Raw genomic sequence first — 15,367 nt, 5'->3', positions numbered from 1 at the left:
GTTGCGGCACCGAAAAACCAGCCTCGGGCAGTACCCTCATCGAAGCACTCGCCTCGGGGAGACCGCCTCCGCGGGGCACCCTCGCACCGAAGGAACTGTCATGAAAATCGAGAACATCGAACTGCGGCGCGTGCACATTCCCCTCGTGCGGCCCTTCCGCACCTCGTTCGGCACGTCGACCGAGCGGGCGGTCACGATCGTGCGGGTGACCACCGCGGATGCCGAGGGCTGGGCCGAGTGCGCCGCCGATACGAGTCCGCTCTACAGCTCGGAGTTCCTCGACGGCAGCGACCTCGTCATTCGCGACCACCTGATCCCGAGGCTGCAGGCGCTCGGCGACCGGCTCACCGCCGAACGCGTCGCCGGGGCCGTGGAGCCGGTGAAGGGGCACGCGATGTCCAAGGCCGCGCTGGAAACGGCCATCCTCGACGCGCAGCTGAAGGAGGCCGACATCTCGTTCGGCGGCTACCTCGGCGCCGTGCGCGACACGGTGCCGGCCGGTGTGTCGGTGGGCATCATGGACTCGATCGACGAGCTGCTCGAGGCCGTGGCCGGCTACCTGGAGGAGGGCTACCTTCGGATCAAGCTCAAGATCGAGCCCGGCTGGGACCTCGAGCCGGTGCGTGCCGTGCGCGAGCGCTTTGGCGAGGAGCTGCTGCTGCAGGTCGACGCGAACACCGCATATACCCTCGCGGATGCCCGTCACCTCGCCCGGCTCGACCCCTTCGACCTGCTCCTGGTGGAGCAGCCGCTGAAGGAGGACGACCTGCTCGGCCACGCCAACCTGGCGAAACGGATCAGAACGCCCATCTGCCTCGACGAGTCGATCGAATCGGCCCGGGATGCGGCCACTGCCATCACCCTCGGTGCCTGCAGCATCATCAACGTCAAGCCGGCGCGGGTGGGCGGCTACCTGGAGGCCCGTCGCATCCACGATGTAGCGGCCGCGCACGGTGTGCCCGTCTGGTGCGGCGGAATGCTTGAAACCGGCATCGGCCGGGCGGCGAATGTGGCCCTGGCCGGGCTGCCGAACTTCGTGCTGCCGGGGGACACCTCGGCCTCCAGCCGATACTACGAACAGGACCTGACCGCGCCGTTCGTGCTCGAGAACGGGCACCTGCGCGTTCCCACGGGACCGGGCATCGGCGTGGAGGTGCTGACCGATGTGCTGGCCGGCGTCACGGCATCCGTCACTGACATCAGATTTTAGACCTGACGGCTGACGGATGTCCCGCAGCGCAGCGAGCCTGAGCGAGCAGCTAGCCTGAGGGAGAAAGCCCGCACCGCACCGGACCCCTGGAGGACACCAATGCTGTTGACCGCCGACCTGTACGACCAGCGCGGGGAAGACCTGCAATCCGTTTCGCTCCAGTTCCTGAACCTGGGTGGCCTCGCCCGGTTCAGCGGCCCGATTCGCACCGTGACCTGCTTCGAGGACAACGCCCTGCTCAAGTCGGTGCTGTCGACGCCCGCCGCCGGCGAGGTGCTCGTCATCGACGGCGGCGGCTCGCTGAACACGGCGCTGATGGGCGACATGATCGCCGACCTCGCGGTGCAGAACGGCTGGGCCGGCGTGGTGATCAACGGTGCGATCCGCGACCGGGTGGCCATCGGAGGGATGCCGCTGGGCGTGAAGGCCCTCGGCAGCAACCCGCGCAAGAGCTCGAAGGCCGGCGCTGGAGTCGCGGATGCCGTCGCCCGGTTCGCCGGCGTGACGTTCACCCCCGGCCGCACGATCTACTGCGACGAAGACGGGATCCTCGTCGAGCGGTGACGCCCAGCGGACGCGACACAGCACGCGCCCGGGCAAGACGCGCGGCGCCACCCGAGGAACCTCACTCAGGTGGAGCCGCTGGTGCGGGGGGCCGACGTCATTGTTGTTCGTTCTGCGTACGCAATTTCAGACCTACTCGGCAACGGTACTTCGTCACCGGTCGCCTTGTCACCATCTGCGAGCTAACGATTCGTACGGGCCGGGCGGCGCAGCGCCGCCCGGGCCGGCGACCTCGGCGCAGCTCGGCTCAGCGCCGCCCGGCCGGCGACCTCGGCGCAGCTCGGCTCAGCTCGGCTCAGCGCGGCGTCGGGCGGTTGGCGCTCACGACCTGGCTGCGCTCGGTGAGCTCGACGACGCGCTGCGTGCCGTCGTCGAGGGTGACCTCCACCTCGAAGGCGTGGTCGAGCGCTCTGCTGCGGCGGAAGTCCGTCACGGTGCCACTGCCGACCTCGGCCAGGGCCGCCTGGCCGGCAGTCGTGCGGTCGACGCTTGCGAGTTCCGCAGCGGTCAGCACGCGGGGTTCGGCCACGGATGCCGCGTCGCCGCTCCAGCTGGGTGCGCTCACCCACACGACGGTGAAGGTCTCATCGAGCTGAACCGCGACCTCGACGCCGTTCGGAAGTCGGGTGTCGACCGTGTAGGACTCGGAAAGCGCGTGAGACTCGGCGGGGCCGCGCTGGGCATCCGTCACCGTGGCTGGCCCGACCTCGGTCAGGGCCGCGCGACTCGCACGCGCCAGCTCGGTGTCGGTCAGGGTGGTCTCGTCGTCGCCGAGACCCGTGGCGGCCGCGATTCCGGCGGCACCGGCACCCACGGCGACCGTGGCGGCCACCGCAGCCGCGATCCAGGTTGACTGTCGGATTCCGGGCACCCTGATTGCATTCACACCCCCAGTCTGGGGGACTCCGGGCGGCTTGGATGCCACCGTTCCTGCCGCCGCGCCCTCCACCGTGTCAATTTGCCTTAGTGGCTAAACTAAATGCATTCGACGAAAGGTGTGACTTATGTCCGGCTCCTCTCCCACCCCGGCTCGCGATGACTCCACGGGCATCTGATGGGCAGCATCCTCGTCACCGGTGCCTCCGGAACCGTCGGCCGGGCCGTGGCCGCGGCGCTCGCGTCCACCGGCGAGAGCGTCATCTCCGCGGTACGGAACCCGGCCGGCTCCGAATTCGCCCTGGACCCGCCGGCCGGCACACCCCGTGCCTTCGATTTCTCCGACCCGACCGGGTGGGCCGGCGCCTTCGCCGGAGTCGACCGGCTGTTCCTGCTGCGCCCGCCCGCGATCGCGAACGTGGCGGACACCCTGATCCCGGTGATCGACACGGCGCTGGCGCACGGCATCCGCCAGATCGTCTTTCTCTCCCTGCAGGGTGTTCAGTTCAACCCGGCCACTCCCCACCACGCCGTGGAGAAGCACCTGCGGCGTTGGCGGGCCCCCTTCACGTTTTTGAGACCGAACTTCTTCATGCAGAATTTGTCGACCGTGTACCGTGACGGCATCCGGGAGCGCGGCGAGATCTATCTTCCGGCGGCCAGGGCGCGCACCGCATTCGTCGACGCCCGTGACATCGGGCGCGTCGCCGCGCGGGTGTTCACCGAGCCGGGGCACCTCGGCAGGGCCTACACGCTGTCGGGCGAGCAGTCGCTGGATTACTACCAGGTGGCGGACATCCTCTCGGAGGTGCTCGGGCGGCGCATCGTTTATGCGCGGCCGAGCGTCGACGACTACCTCGCCCGGTTGGCCGAGCAGGGCGCAGAGGCCGACTTCATCGCCGTGCAGAAGATGATCTACCGGGTGGTGCGCCTGGGGGTTTCCGCGTGCCCGAACCGGGTGATCCGGCGGCTCTCGGGCGATCCGGCAACCACCTTCCGGCAGTTCGCCACAGACCACCGCGACGTCTGGTCGTAGGCCGCACCGGTACCCGCATCGGCACCGGCATCGCGGGCGAACCCGGTGCGCCAGTCGCCACGCCGTCGACACCCCCCTTCGGGGACTGCGTGCTCCCCGTCCCCAGTCGCTAGATTCGAGTCAGCAAAGGGGATTGCGATGACGGTGGACAGTGCCACGATGCAGGAGAGCCTCGCGGCGCTGTCAGTCACCGAGCAGCTGCTGCGGGTTCAGGGGAGCGTGCCCCGACGGTCGCGGTTCGCGGGGTTCTTCGGTCTATCCCCGCACGGCGCTGACAGCATGTCCTGGTATCTCGGGGCCAAAGGAGAGATTGTGGTGGGCTCCATCCTGGCGACGCTGCCACCCGAGTGGACGGCGTTGCGCGCCGTGCCCGTCGGCTCCGCGACCGCCGAGATCGACCACCTCGTGATCGGACCCGGCGGAATCTTCACGATCACCACGAAGCACCACCCGAGCAATGACATCCGTGTCGCTCGGGACACGCTGCGGGTCGACGGCGAGTCCGTGCCGTATTTGCACAACGCCGCATCCGAGGCCGAGCGCGTCACGAGCCTGGTGCGAGAACGGATGCCGCTGGTCGCGCCCGTGCAGCCCGTGATCGTGTTCGTAGACCCTCGGCTGCTCACCATCGAGCAGAAGCCCGAGCAGGTCAAAGTGCTCGACGCGGACGAACTGCGCCGATGGCTGGTCAGGCTCCACCCCGTGCTGTCGGCCGGTGAGGTGCAGGAAGTGGCGGACCTTCTCGACAGCCCGCACGTGTGGCACGTGCTGCCCGACACCACCACCGATGATGTGCGCGAGCGGTTCACGGCGCTCGATACGCGGGTGCGATCGGCCGGCATCCGACGGATGCTGTGGGTCCTGTTCGCCGCGGCGGGCGCCATCGCGGCCGGTTACGTCGTGTTCCGGCTCATCGAAGCCGCGCTCGCGACGGCCTGAGCCGGAACGACGCTCCCGAAGCGGGGGCCTACTCGGGCAGGCGGCGGCGGACCTCGTCCGTCAGCGCGTCGAGCGCGGTGCAGATAGCCACCAGAGACTCCTCCACCCCGCGGGGTGTCGCGGCATCCTCTTTGATCGTGTTGATGTGGGTTTCGAGCAGCCCGAGCTGGGTTTGCACGACCTTCATGTTGTTTACCATCCGACCATCGTAGGTGGCCGGTTCGGGCCCGTCCCCAAAGGGAGTGCCACCCGTTGGGGTGAGCCGTTACAATCGACGGTGGGGGATCAGAAAAGATGACGTTGGAAAGTACCAGAATGCGCCAGCGCTTCGCGGCCCAATTCATGATCGAAAAGCTGCTGCGCGAGCAGAGCGGCACTCCTCCACGAACCCTGTGGGCCCGGTTTCTGGGGCGTTCCCCGCTCGGCGTGAACTGTGAGGGCTGGTACCTGGGCGCCCAGGGCGAGATCGTGGTCGGCGAAAAGTTGGCGACGTTGTCGCCGGAGTGGGCGGTCTTCCACGCGCTGCCGATCGGCGGACACGGCTGGGACATCGACCACGTGCTGGTGGGCCCCGGCGGCGTCATCACCATCAATACCAAACAGCACCGCCGCCAGCGCGTGCTCGTGGAGGAACGCAGCGTTCTGGTGGACAGCCGGCCGGTGCCCTACCTGCGTCACGCGAAATTCGAGGCGGAACGGGTCACGACGCTGCTGGAAGACCGCCGTCCGCTCCCGATTCCCGTGATTCCCCTGGTCGTCCTCGTCGGTGCGCGCAGCATCGACGTGCGGTCAGCGCCGGTGCCGGTGACGGTTCTCGATGCCGCCGAGCTCGTTCCGTGGCTGACGTCCCTGCCGATCGTGCTGGGCCCGGCGGATCGTCTGCGCGTCATTGAACTGCTCGACGACCCCGACATGTGGATCGATGTGCCGCTGGGTTCCGGCGAGGGCCTGATCGAAAGCTTCTCTCGGCTCGACTCCGAGGTGCGCGCCGCCGCTCTGCAGCGCATGGTGCTGTTGCCGCTCGAGCTGGCGGTGGCAGCGGTGGCCGCCTTCATCGTGCTGAACTCGGCGATGACCTTGATCGTGGGGATACTCGCGTCCCCGTGAACCCCCGCGACAACCCCCGCGACAACCCCCGCGACAGACCCCGTGAGACCATCGGAAAACACACGATATCGGGCTCCCTACACCCTGAACCTTAACGCTCGGGGTCATTCTCACAGGCGACAGGCGTACCCTCGTCACACAGCCTCTCACGAAGGCTGGAAGGGGAGTCAGTGGTGTACATTCGCGTGGAGACCAGCGTCGCGGTGCAACAACTCGCTAACGGTCTGCACGATGCGGGCCGAGATCGTCCTTGGGTTGTGGTGTCGTCGCCGTTCGGCACGAGCCTGCCCGAAATCGGAATCGACCAACTCGCCGGCCAGATCGGCGACGTCGCGCGCGTCTTCCTGATCGAGACGGGCGAGCTCACCCGCCAGCTCGGAGATCTGCTCCCGGCCCAGTTCCAGGTCTACGGCAGCGCCGGCCGTTCCTTCCCCGTCGGCGACGCGTTCGCCGACCTGGCCCGTTCCCGGCTTCGGTTCACGCACGGCGACCCGCAACACGCCACCGATCAGCTGGTGACGGATGCCCTCGCCCACGCGCATCAGGCCGGCCTCTTCGCGCTCGCCCCGGCATCCGTTATCACCGTGGACGGCACCGTCAAGGGGTTCATGCTGGGCGGTTCCCGGGCCCTGGTCGAACTCGACGGCGGCGGCATGGCCACCGTCTGGCAGGAGCTGACCTACCCGCCGGTACCCCTCGACTGGACTTTGCAGACCGGTCAGCGCATCCAGGGCGCGCTCGACGCACCCACCCATCGTCTCAATGTCGAGATCAAGCCGCCCTCCGTGGCCACGATCGCGAAGCGCTACCCGCACGGCAGCATCACGCTCGCTCTGGTGCAGAAAGTCAGTGCGCAGCGGGCGGTTCTGGCCCTGCACCCGCACCTGGCGCTCACGATCACCCGGGCCGATATCTCGGCCAACTCGCTTGACAAGGTCGATGCCCTGCTCTCCGAGGGTGACGTCGTGGCGGCCCGGGTCATCCACCTGCCGAGCGGTGCCCTGCACCTGTGCCTGAGCGACGTCGACGACGACGAAACCGTTCTGCCGTCGCTGTGTGCCGTGCGGAATGGACCTCCCTGGCTGCAGGAAAATCGTCCGCTGCTGCCTCAGGTCGAGGAAGACGCAGGCGCCGCCGCAGTGGTCGAACTCGACAGCCAGTCCGCGCTCGTGGGTGCCTCCGCATCGGCCCGCCGCGCCGCGGGGGTCGCCCGTATCGGCATTTCCGGTGGTTCCGGCGTTTCCGGTGCTGCCGGGGTCTTCGATGCGGCCGGCGTCTCCGGGGTCACGGTCCTGATCACAGCAGGCCCGACATCGGACCGCCTTCACCCGCGCCCATCGCCGGGGCCGGGCCGCGTGCACGCCCTGCGTCCGGTTACAACGGGGGCCACCCCGTTCCGGGTCACGCCCACGCCCATTCCCGCGCCACACTCCGCGCTGCAATCGACCCAGCTGTCCCTCGCCGAGGCGAAGTCCCGCATCGTGCGTCTCGAGAACCAGCTTTCCGAGGCCGGCGCCACCGATTCCGACCTCGCCAAACTGCGCGAGCAGGCCCGCTCCGCACAGTTGCAACTGCGCGATGCCCTCGTCGAACTCGCCACCCTGCGCCACACGGTCGCGGAGCTGCGCGACGACCAGCGGGCCCAACGACGGATGCTGCGCGAATCCCGCCGCACCGTCCCCACCCACTCCGCGGTCAGCGAATACGAGTCGCGGCGAGCCGCCTGGGAGGAACCCTCCGGCTGGGTGCGGCATGAGATCCTCCTCGCCTGGGTCGACCGGGTTCCGGAATCGGACCGCGAGGAATGGAAGCTGCCGCACAGTTACGTGCTGGGGGAGCGGTTCACCGAATCTCTCGCCGGGCTCGACGACGGCCAGCTGGCCAAGGCGTTCAAGGCATCCGTCGACGTGCTCACCGGCCGGGTGAAGACCCTCAAGGGGCGGCACCTGCACGCGCTGCGCCAGGGCGCAGGGCCGGCCGACCCGCACCTGCTGCGCTGGGACGGCGCCCGCTGCATGCGCGTCTCGATCGAGCAGAACACCCCCGCCGCGCGCCGAATGCACTTCTGGCAGCTCCCGGATGGCGGCATCGAGCTGGGCCGCATCGTCACCCACGACGACATGGAAGCCTAGGCCTCGACCTGGACGGACTGCATCAAGCCCATCGTCCGGACGGATTCCCACCCGCTGGTGCACTGGGGTCACTGCGTCACCGGCACTCTGGAAACGGTGTTGGATGACGGCACGGAGGCCGACGCGGGTCAACCCGCAGCAGGGGTCAACCCGCAGCGTGAGTCGACCGCAGCGTGGTTCGACCGCAGCAGGGAGCCCCGAGCCGGCCTAACCCAGCGCCGCCAGCGCCGACCCGTATTTCACCGCGAGCCTCTTCTGCGCGCTCGCGTCCAACTGTTCCACCCGCCAGGGCTCCAGGTTGTCGGCGATGTCGGCGCGCTTCACGGCGAGAGCGATCGGGTTGGCGCGAATGCCGGCGTAGTAGTCGGCGTCGCTGACGGCATCCGTTCTGGTGAGCACCGTGACGGCCTCGACCACACCGCCCGGGATGCCCGCTTTGAGCAGGTCGTGGCGGGTGATGTTCGAGTCTTCGAGCACATCGTGCAGCCAGGCGGTGGCCTGCTCGAGGGGATCGTTGAGGCGCTCGGAAACGCGACGGGGATGGTCGATGTAGGCGGTGCCGAGCTTGTCGACCTGGCCCAGATGTGCGGTTGTGGCGATTGTTTTTGCCGCGGCGACGTAGGTACCGCCTGTGGTGACCGTCATGGAGACCCCCCTCTTAGCACTACAACAGAGCAGTGTGAGCGGCTCCGCCCACGACTGCAACGTTAGCCCGGGCCTTCGCCCGTTGCTAGGAGTTCGGCGCCGGGAAAGCGCGCTTCGGCATCCGTCACCCCGAGTCTGTGCCGGACGCACCCCTCGATTTGGGGGGCCCTCGAGCGGCGAAAGTTTTAGCCTCGCCGGTTGCGCGCCGAACCTGGCTGATAGGTTTCTTTCAGGTGACCGACTGGTCGCTGGAGTGACGGTCACCTTCACGTCAATCGCAAGGGCACACCCGTCGTGAGGCGGGGTCGCAAAGGCACGGAACCCTCGGGTCAGCCGGCCTACCGAATGAAAAGGAACCGCCCCAGATGAACCTCACCTCCCTCGAGGCCGACACCAGATGCGGCCGTTCAGCCTCGTCTCTGTCGTCTCGTGGCGCGGTGGACACACCTCCGTTTTGTCGTCCCCTTGGGTAGGCGCACGACTGCAACGGTGGAAGCCGGGCGAGATTAGGGATCTCGTCCTGATCTGGCAGTGCGATCGGGAATCGATTCGGGTTCGGTTCCCGATCGCATGCTTGTTTCACACCCTGGCACGGCCCGCGCTGAGAAGCCCGGCTCGCCGAACCGAGAACGACTGACTCACCCGGGAACACCACTCTCAAGGACTGCACCGACGCAGGCACTGAACCGCACATATGCAGAATCAAGGACCGGTAACAGAACCCGCCGCCGAGCACCTCCGTGCACGCCGGGCCCCTCCCGGTCAACCGGGCCTCTTCCGGTCAACCGGGCCTTTTCGCCGCTCCGATCGCCGAGGCTGGAGAAGGTTGTGGCGGCCCCGCCGTTGACCCGGCGGGTCACCGCGCCCAGGCTCGTGCTCGGACTGTTCAACCTGCGCTGCTGCGCTGCTGCGCGGGTGCTGCGCCGCTGCGCCCGTGGCGCGCCTCCAGCGCAGCGGAGTAAACCCCGCGCGGGGTTCCGACGCCGCCCGTGAGCCGCCCATCGGCATCCGTCGTGAGCGGAGCCGGTGCGTTCGTGGCTAACTCAGGAGATGCGGGCGGATGCTGCCCGGCAGCCCCGGAAACGCGGGAAAGTTTCGGCCGCGGTGGCGGTTTCTCCTGAGTTGGCCACACTCGCGCGGGCGGCTGTGGACTGGTGCCCGAGAATCGGGCGACGACGGATGCCGCCGAACCGGTTCCCGAATACGGCCGACCGGTGGTTACAGGGCCGGCTTCGTCACAGAGTTGCTCTGCAACGTGACGGCGGTCTGGGCCAGCAACCGGCCGGTGATCGACGCGCCGGTCTTCATCGCGATCATGGTCTTGCTCAGGATCGTGCCCTCGAAGTGCGCGGTGGTGCCGAGCGAAACTGCACCGGCGGTCTGCCAGTACACGTTCTTGGCCTGCACTCCGCCGACCAGGGTCACGTTCTTGGCCGAGGCCAGGTCGATGTTGCCGGCGATCTGGAACACGAAGACGTCGTCCGGGCCGCCGGTGAGGCGCACATCACTGGAGATGGTCACGTCGGTGTTCCACTTGTGGAGGTCGGGCTTGAGCGTGAGACCGTCGATTTCGCCGGCACCAAGGTCGATGAAGTCAGGGTTCGTGCGCCCCGCCGCGTCTGAATAGGCGATTTCCATGTCACCGACGGATGTCCTCAGGAAGCTCGGGTCCGTCACCGCGCACGGCGGACCGGCGGCGTCGACAGTGAAATGGTGCCAGTCATGACCTCAGGGCAGGTCAGCAGCACCGCGTCGCCGGTGATCGGGCTGGCCCCGACGTTGCCGTTGACTGCGGATGCGTAGACGTTCGTCACGCCGGTCTTCGACAGGATCGCGAAGGAGTCCGCCGTGCCGAGCTCGACCGGACTCTGGGGGAGTGAGCCGGCGACGGCCGCTCCGCCCAGTCCGGTGCCGCCGACGCCGACCACGGCGACGACGACAAGCAGTGCCAGAACCCGCTTCCAGGCCGTGGATGCGCGGGCTAGGGAAGTGCCGACGGATGATTCGTAGAAGTGGAACATGGTGGTACTACCTGTCGCCAGTCCCGCACGATGCGGGTCTGGGACAGGGCCACTGTGGGAGCGGTCCCCGACGCTACACGTCGGGTTTCTTCGCGCCGGCAGGGCCTATCAGGGCCGACTTCACCCCGAATAGAGCCCCCGGTCCCACGGCAAGCGGGCGTCCTCCACGCACACCATCGCACGCCCCACGGGACCGCTTCCAACGAATCGAATCTGTCTGAATCCGAGACTAGGGGCAGTTTTCACGCACTCCGCCAACAGGGGTTCCGGCCTTCTGAACTTCACCCAGTCGTTGCCTACACGCCATCACCTCCGGCTTCGATGCGCTCCTCAAAGGTGAAGCCGCGCTTCTCCTTCTTGCGCACATCCGTCACGTAGCGACCGAGGTTCGCGCTCATCGCGGCGACCTCACCCGACGCGGCAGCGAAGGTCATGGAGCTGGCGGAGTCGAAGCCGAGTGCGGCCCCGGTGAGCACGGCGTCCTGGTTGGCGCCGAGGAACACGAAGTCCCAGCTGTACGATTCGGTCTGCCGGTTGATCAGCGCGCGCACGGCATCCGCGGAGTATTCGCTGCTCGAGTTCTCGCCGCCGTCGGTCACGACCACGACCTGCACGGTGCCGGGACGCGCGTGCTCGGGCAGCACCCGCAGCATCTCGCCGAACTCCGTGACGGCGATGCCGATCGCATCGTGCAGCGCCGTCATGCCGCGCGGGTCGAGCTCGACGGTGATATCGCTCGGGTCGGCGAGGGTGTGGGTGTGCTCGATTTCGTCGTCGAAGGTCACGATATCCACGGTGAGCAGGCCCGGCTCGGCGGCCTGTGCGGCGAGCATCGCGGTCAGGCCGCCGACCATGTCGTCACGGATGCCGGACATCGAGCCGCTCCGGTCGATCACGAGAAGCAGAGCGGTGTAGTTGGGATCAGTCATCTGTACCTCCTGGTTGAGGCTCCCTCGTGGGGAGTACTTCAGAGTCTCAGGAGCCACTGACAGTGCCCGCGGTGGTGCGGCGGTGCGGCGGTGGTGCCGGCGGCGGTGCGGTGCGGCGGTGGTGTGGTGCGGTGCGGCAGTGGTGTGGTGCGGCGGTGGTGCCGGCGGCGGTGTGGCAGTGGTGCGGTGCGGCAGTGGTGTGGTGCGGCGGTGGTGCGGTGCGGCTCTGGCCATCCGCTGCCGAGCTCGACACCTTCGGTCGAGTGCGACAGGTCTGCGGGCCGAACTCGACCGGAACTGTCGTTCCCGCGAGCCCGCAGGCCTGCCCAGCCTGGCAAGCACGGATGCTCGACGTCGAACCAATTCGACGGAGATTCTGGCGAAAATTCGGCTTTCCGGTGTGTTTGGGATGGATTTTGGCAAAATCTCCGTCGAATTCGTTCGGGGCGCGGTTCAACGAGCCGGAGACACTTTCGGGGGGAGTAGGTTGCCATCACGTGGCGCAATCCGCGTGACACGCGGCCACGCGGCCACGCGGCCACGCGGCCACGCGGCCACGCGGCCACGCGGCCACGCGGCCACGCGGCCGTAGGGCCGTAGAGCCGCAGGGCCGTAGATCACCGGGTCGCAGAACTCACAGAGGGGTGGAAGAACAATGCTCGAGAGCAGTGTGGTGTGGTTCAACGAGATCGGACTGGGTGACATTTCGCAGGTCGGCGGCAAGAACGCGTCGCTGGGCGAGATGGTCCGTGCCCTCAGCGACGATGGCGTGAAGGTGCCCGACGGATTCGCGACGACCGCGAACGCCTATCGCGCGTTCATCGCGGCGAACGGGATCGAGCCGGCACTGCGGCGCCAGCTCGACCTGTTCCACGACGGCCGCGCCTCGCTGCGCGTCACGGGCGAGGCCCTGCGCGAACTTTTCCTGGGGGGTGAGTTTCCCGCGGACATTGCCGACGGCATCCGTGCCTCGTATCGGGAACTGTCGGAGAAGGCCGGGCATCCGAACCTGCCCGTGGCCGTGCGCAGCAGCGCCACCGCCGAAGACCTGCCCGACGCCAGCTTCGCCGGTCAGCAGGAGACGTTCCTCAACGTGACGGGCGAGCGCGATCTGCTCGACGCCTGCCGCCGCTGCTACGCCTCGCTCTTCACCGACCGGGCGATCAGTTACCGCGAGGTCAAGAAATTCGACCACCTCGAGGTGGCGCTCTCGATCGGCGTGCAACAGATGATCCGAGCCGACGTCGGCGGCTCCGGGGTGATGTTCTCCATCGACACCGACACCGGCTTTCCGGGCGTGGCCGTGATCAGCGCCGCCTGGGGGCTCGGCGAAACGGTGGTGCAGGGCACGGTCAATCCCGACAAATACCTGGTGTTCAAGGCACTGCTCGACCAGCCCGACTGCACGCCCATCATTGAGAAAACTCTCGGCGAGAAGGCCCGCAAGATGGTCTACGCCAAGGGCGGCAGCGCCCGCACCCGCACCATCGACACCCCCGATCGGGAGCGACAGGCGTTCGTGCTGACCGACGCGGAGATCGTGAAACTGGGCCGTTGGGCCGTGATCGTGGAGAACCACTACGGCCGGCCGATGGACATGGAATGGGCCAAAGACGGCCTGACCCGCGAACTGTTCTTGGTGCAGGCGCGCCCGGAGACCGTGCACTCGCAGGCGAGCGGCACCCGGTTCACGGTGAGCACCCGGACCGAGACGGGGCCGCTGCTGGTGACCGGGGTCGCGATCGGCGACAGCATCGCGAGCGGCGTGGCCTGCGTGATCAAGGACCCCGCCGACATCGAGAAGTTCGTCGACGGCGCCATCCTGGTCACCGAGATGACCGATCCGGACTGGGTGCCGATCATGACCCGCGCGGCCGGCATCGTCACCGACCACGGCGGTCCCACCAGCCACGCCGCGATCGTCAGCCGCGAGCTGGGCGTGCCGGCCGTCGTCGGCACCGGGATCGCAACCGACACGCTCACGGATGGCCAGATGATCACGATCTCCTGCGCCGAAGGCGACGAGGGCTACGTTTTCGAGGGCAAGCTGGCTTTCGAAACCGAGGAGATCGACCTTGGCACCGTGCCGAAAACCCGCACCAAGGTCATGGTCAATATCGCCAGCCCGGCCGCCGCCTTCGAGTGGTGGCGGTTGCCTGCCGACGGCGTGGGGCTGGCCCGGATGGAATTCATCATCAACAACCTGATCAAGATCCACCCGATGGCGCTCGTTCACCCGGAGCGGGTCACCGACCGGGCCGCCATCCGTCAGATCGAGGAGCTCACCCGGGGATATATGGACCCGAAGGAATACTTCGTGCAAACGCTCGCACTCGGTATCGCGAAGCTGACCGCGCCGTATCATCCTGACCCCGTGATCGTGCGGATGAGCGATTTCAAGACCAACGAATATGCGCACCTGATCGGCGGGTCGGTCTTCGAGCACTCGGAGGAGAACCCGATGCTCGGCTTCCGTGGCGCCTCCCGCTACTATGACGAGCGCTACCGGGAGGGCTTCGCCCTCGAGTGCCGGGCGATCAAGCAGGTGCGGGAGAAGATCGGCTTCGACAACGTGATCGTGATGGTGCCGTTCTGCCGCACCGTGACCGAGGCCGACCGTGTGCTCGCGGTGATGGCGGAGAACGGGCTGGTGCGCGGCGAGTCCGGGCTACAGATCTACATGATGTGTGAGATTCCGGCCAATGTGATCCTGGCGGAGCGTTTCGCCACCCGGTTCGACGGCTTCTCGATCGGCTCCAACGACCTTACCCAGCTGGTGCTGGGCGTCGACCGCGACGCCGAGGACCTCGCCGCCCTCTTCGACGAACGCGATGACGCCGTGAAGCAGATGATCCGCGAGGCCATTCAGAAGGCCCACGCCGCCGGGATCAAGATCGGCATTTGCGGGCAGGCGCCGAGCAACTACCCCGACTTCGCGGCCTTTCTGGTGGAGGAGGGCATCGACTCCATCTCGCTCAACCCGGACAGCTTCCTCAAAACGGTGGGCCGAATCGCGCAGGCGGAGCGGGACCACGACACGGCGTAGGAGGGATGCGCCGGACTAGGGACACGCCGTCGGAGGGGCGCGGCGGCAGAGGGCGCTTTGTCGCGCAGGAGAGGCGGCAGCAGAAGACGGATGCCGGTGCGCGGCATCCGTCTTCGTGTGACGTGTTCGGTGTGGTTAGCGCTCGGCCTCGTCGAAGTCGTCGAGCACGGCCTGCTCGTATGCGGCCTCGGCGGCTTCCGCCTTCTCACGGGCGTCGGCGACGCGCACGCTGATCTCGTGCTCGGATGTGCGCAATCGTGCGGCCGCCCGCGGGCTGGCCGTGTCGAGCAGGTCCTCGAGGGTGTCGGGGTCGAGGTGCACGGCAGCCAGCGCGTCGACTTCGGACCGGGCGACGGCGGCCGTGCTCCGAAGGATGCGCAGCCTCGATTCCTGCGCGAATTTCCGCGAGAGGCGGTCGGTGGCCTCCGCGGGGGTCCGTTCGACGGGAACCATGCTCTGCTCGGACCCGTTCTGGTTGGTGTTGTACCGCTCGGCCCCGTCGCCGCTTTCCGTGTTGCTCATCGTGTCTCCTTTTTTCCGCTGGCAGCCTAGCGCGGCAGGTGTCTGCGGCAAATGGGAGCGGCGGGCGGGGCCTGCGGGGTGCGTGTTGGCGTCGGCGGGGCCACTCCCTCGTGACACTCGACCGCACGTGTCGGTTTCGGCACCGGAGACCCGCTGCTGCGCTGAGAGTCGCCGTTGCTGCCCAGCGTCGCCGGTAGAGCGGCGTCATTGGGCAGAAACGGCGACGCTGGGCGGTTCGCGGACGAGACGGACCGCCGAGTGATCGGAACGCGGCCCGAGGAGACGGCCCGCACCGCCCGCCCGCGCCGCCCGCCCGGCCGCGCCGCCCGCCCAGCGGCTA

Annotated in this window: 14 protein-coding genes and 1 riboswitch; of the genes, 7 read left to right on the top strand and 7 right to left on the bottom strand. The window is 67.9% G+C overall.

Annotation, left to right across the window (positions count from 1 at the left end; genetic code table 11):
* Positions 1-100: 100 nt before the first annotated feature.
* The gene (menC, locus tag E3T34_RS03140; protein WP_104099346.1) at positions 101-1,210 is read left to right on the top strand and encodes an o-succinylbenzoate synthase; all 1,110 of its coding nucleotides are present in this window, start codon (positions 101-103) and stop codon (positions 1,208-1,210) included.
* A gap of 99 nt (positions 1,211-1,309) precedes the next feature.
* A complete protein-coding gene (rraA, locus tag E3T34_RS03135; protein WP_134342169.1) occupies positions 1,310-1,774 on the top strand; it encodes a ribonuclease E activity regulator RraA in 465 nt (154 codons plus the stop codon).
* 295 nt (positions 1,775-2,069) lie between these two features.
* On the opposite strand, the gene E3T34_RS03130 is transcribed toward rraA, so the two are convergent.
* On the bottom strand, positions 2,070-2,660 hold the full coding sequence (locus E3T34_RS03130) for a hypothetical protein (protein WP_134342168.1): 591 nt from the start codon (positions 2,658-2,660) through the stop codon (positions 2,070-2,072).
* A gap of 168 nt (positions 2,661-2,828) precedes the next feature.
* Here E3T34_RS03130 and E3T34_RS03125 point away from each other — a divergent pair, with 168 nt between their 5' ends.
* On the top strand, positions 2,829-3,686 hold the full coding sequence (locus E3T34_RS03125; RefSeq protein WP_104099349.1) for an SDR family oxidoreductase: 858 nt from the start codon (positions 2,829-2,831) through the stop codon (positions 3,684-3,686).
* Between the two features lie 138 nt (positions 3,687-3,824).
* On the top strand, positions 3,825-4,625 hold the full coding sequence (locus E3T34_RS03120; protein WP_134342167.1) for a nuclease-related domain-containing protein: 801 nt from the start codon (positions 3,825-3,827) through the stop codon (positions 4,623-4,625).
* Positions 4,626-4,653: 28 nt separating this feature from the next.
* On the opposite strand, the gene E3T34_RS15700 is transcribed toward E3T34_RS03120, so the two are convergent.
* Entirely contained in the window at positions 4,654-4,824 is a 171-nt protein-coding gene (locus E3T34_RS15700) for a hypothetical protein (protein WP_166784810.1), read from the bottom strand.
* Between the two features lie 116 nt (positions 4,825-4,940).
* Here E3T34_RS15700 and E3T34_RS03115 point away from each other — a divergent pair, with 116 nt between their 5' ends.
* Complete coding sequence (locus tag E3T34_RS03115) at positions 4,941-5,732, top strand: nuclease-related domain-containing protein (protein WP_166785825.1); 792 nt, start codon at positions 4,941-4,943, stop codon at positions 5,730-5,732.
* 170 nt (positions 5,733-5,902) lie between these two features.
* Positions 5,903-7,864, top strand: a complete 1,962-nt coding sequence (locus E3T34_RS03110) for a hypothetical protein (protein ID WP_134342163.1) — start codon at positions 5,903-5,905, stop codon at positions 7,862-7,864.
* Positions 7,865-8,071: 207 nt separating this feature from the next.
* Here the strand turns inward: E3T34_RS03110 and E3T34_RS03105 are convergent, their stop codons facing one another.
* From E3T34_RS03105 to E3T34_RS03095, 4 genes are all read right to left on the bottom strand, one after another.
* The gene (locus E3T34_RS03105) at positions 8,072-8,509 is read right to left on the bottom strand and encodes a phosphohydrolase (protein ID WP_134342162.1); all 438 of its coding nucleotides are present in this window, start codon (positions 8,507-8,509) and stop codon (positions 8,072-8,074) included.
* A 272-nt stretch (positions 8,510-8,781) separates the two neighbouring features.
* Positions 8,782-8,855: riboswitch (cyclic di-GMP riboswitch) on the top strand.
* A gap of 872 nt (positions 8,856-9,727) precedes the next feature.
* Complete coding sequence (locus tag E3T34_RS16115) at positions 9,728-10,147, bottom strand: ice-binding family protein (RefSeq protein ID WP_198411433.1); 420 nt, start codon at positions 10,145-10,147, stop codon at positions 9,728-9,730.
* A 35-nt stretch (positions 10,148-10,182) separates the two neighbouring features.
* Positions 10,183-10,530, bottom strand: coding sequence for a hypothetical protein (locus E3T34_RS16110; RefSeq protein WP_198412256.1), 348 nt, complete (start codon positions 10,528-10,530; stop codon positions 10,183-10,185).
* Positions 10,531-10,826: 296 nt separating this feature from the next.
* Positions 10,827-11,459 carry a vWA domain-containing protein gene (locus E3T34_RS03095; RefSeq protein ID WP_241977324.1) on the bottom strand — a complete coding sequence of 211 codons (633 nt, stop codon included), beginning with the start codon at positions 11,457-11,459 and terminating at the stop codon, positions 10,827-10,829.
* Between the two features lie 655 nt (positions 11,460-12,114).
* Here E3T34_RS03095 and ppsA point away from each other — a divergent pair.
* The gene (gene ppsA / locus E3T34_RS03090) at positions 12,115-14,505 is read left to right on the top strand and encodes a phosphoenolpyruvate synthase (RefSeq protein WP_134342158.1); all 2,391 of its coding nucleotides are present in this window, start codon (positions 12,115-12,117) and stop codon (positions 14,503-14,505) included.
* A 135-nt stretch (positions 14,506-14,640) separates the two neighbouring features.
* Here ppsA and E3T34_RS03085 read toward each other — a convergent pair whose 3' ends face one another.
* On the bottom strand, positions 14,641-15,027 hold the full coding sequence (locus E3T34_RS03085) for a hypothetical protein (protein ID WP_104099137.1): 387 nt from the start codon (positions 15,025-15,027) through the stop codon (positions 14,641-14,643).
* Between the last annotated feature and the right edge of the window lie 340 nt (positions 15,028-15,367).

The sequence above is a fragment of the Cryobacterium sp. TMT1-62 genome, from assembly GCF_004403145.1.
Lineage (GTDB): Bacteria > Actinomycetota > Actinomycetes > Actinomycetales > Microbacteriaceae > Cryobacterium > Cryobacterium sandaracinum.
Note: the sequence above shows the minus strand (reverse complement) of the source record. Positions and strands in the feature narration are given on the sequence as shown.

Bases quoted from the DNA above. Each gene is read 5' to 3' on its own strand.
- menC (WP_104099346.1), top strand. From the start codon at position 101: ATGAAAATCGAGAACATCGAACTGCGGCGCGTGCACATTCCCCTCGTG.
- rraA (WP_134342169.1), top strand. From the start codon at position 1,310: ATGCTGTTGACCGCCGACCTGTACGACCAGCGCGGGGAAGACCTGCAA.
- E3T34_RS03125 (WP_104099349.1), top strand. From the start codon at position 2,829: ATGGGCAGCATCCTCGTCACCGGTGCCTCCGGAACCGTCGGCCGGGCC.
- E3T34_RS03120 (WP_134342167.1), top strand. From the start codon at position 3,825: ATGACGGTGGACAGTGCCACGATGCAGGAGAGCCTCGCGGCGCTGTCA.
- E3T34_RS15700 (WP_166784810.1), bottom strand. From the start codon at position 4,824: ATGGTAAACAACATGAAGGTCGTGCAAACCCAGCTCGGGCTGCTCGAA.
- E3T34_RS03115 (WP_166785825.1), top strand. From the start codon at position 4,941: ATGCGCCAGCGCTTCGCGGCCCAATTCATGATCGAAAAGCTGCTGCGC.
- E3T34_RS03105 (WP_134342162.1), bottom strand. From the start codon at position 8,509: ATGACGGTCACCACAGGCGGTACCTACGTCGCCGCGGCAAAAACAATC.
- E3T34_RS16115 (WP_198411433.1), bottom strand. From the start codon at position 10,147: ATGGAAATCGCCTATTCAGACGCGGCGGGGCGCACGAACCCTGACTTC.
- E3T34_RS16110 (WP_198412256.1), bottom strand. From the start codon at position 10,530: ATGTTCCACTTCTACGAATCATCCGTCGGCACTTCCCTAGCCCGCGCA.
- E3T34_RS03095 (WP_241977324.1), bottom strand. From the start codon at position 11,459: ATGACTGATCCCAACTACACCGCTCTGCTTCTCGTGATCGACCGGAGC.
- ppsA (WP_134342158.1), top strand. From the start codon at position 12,115: ATGCTCGAGAGCAGTGTGGTGTGGTTCAACGAGATCGGACTGGGTGAC.
- E3T34_RS03085 (WP_104099137.1), bottom strand. From the start codon at position 15,027: ATGAGCAACACGGAAAGCGGCGACGGGGCCGAGCGGTACAACACCAAC.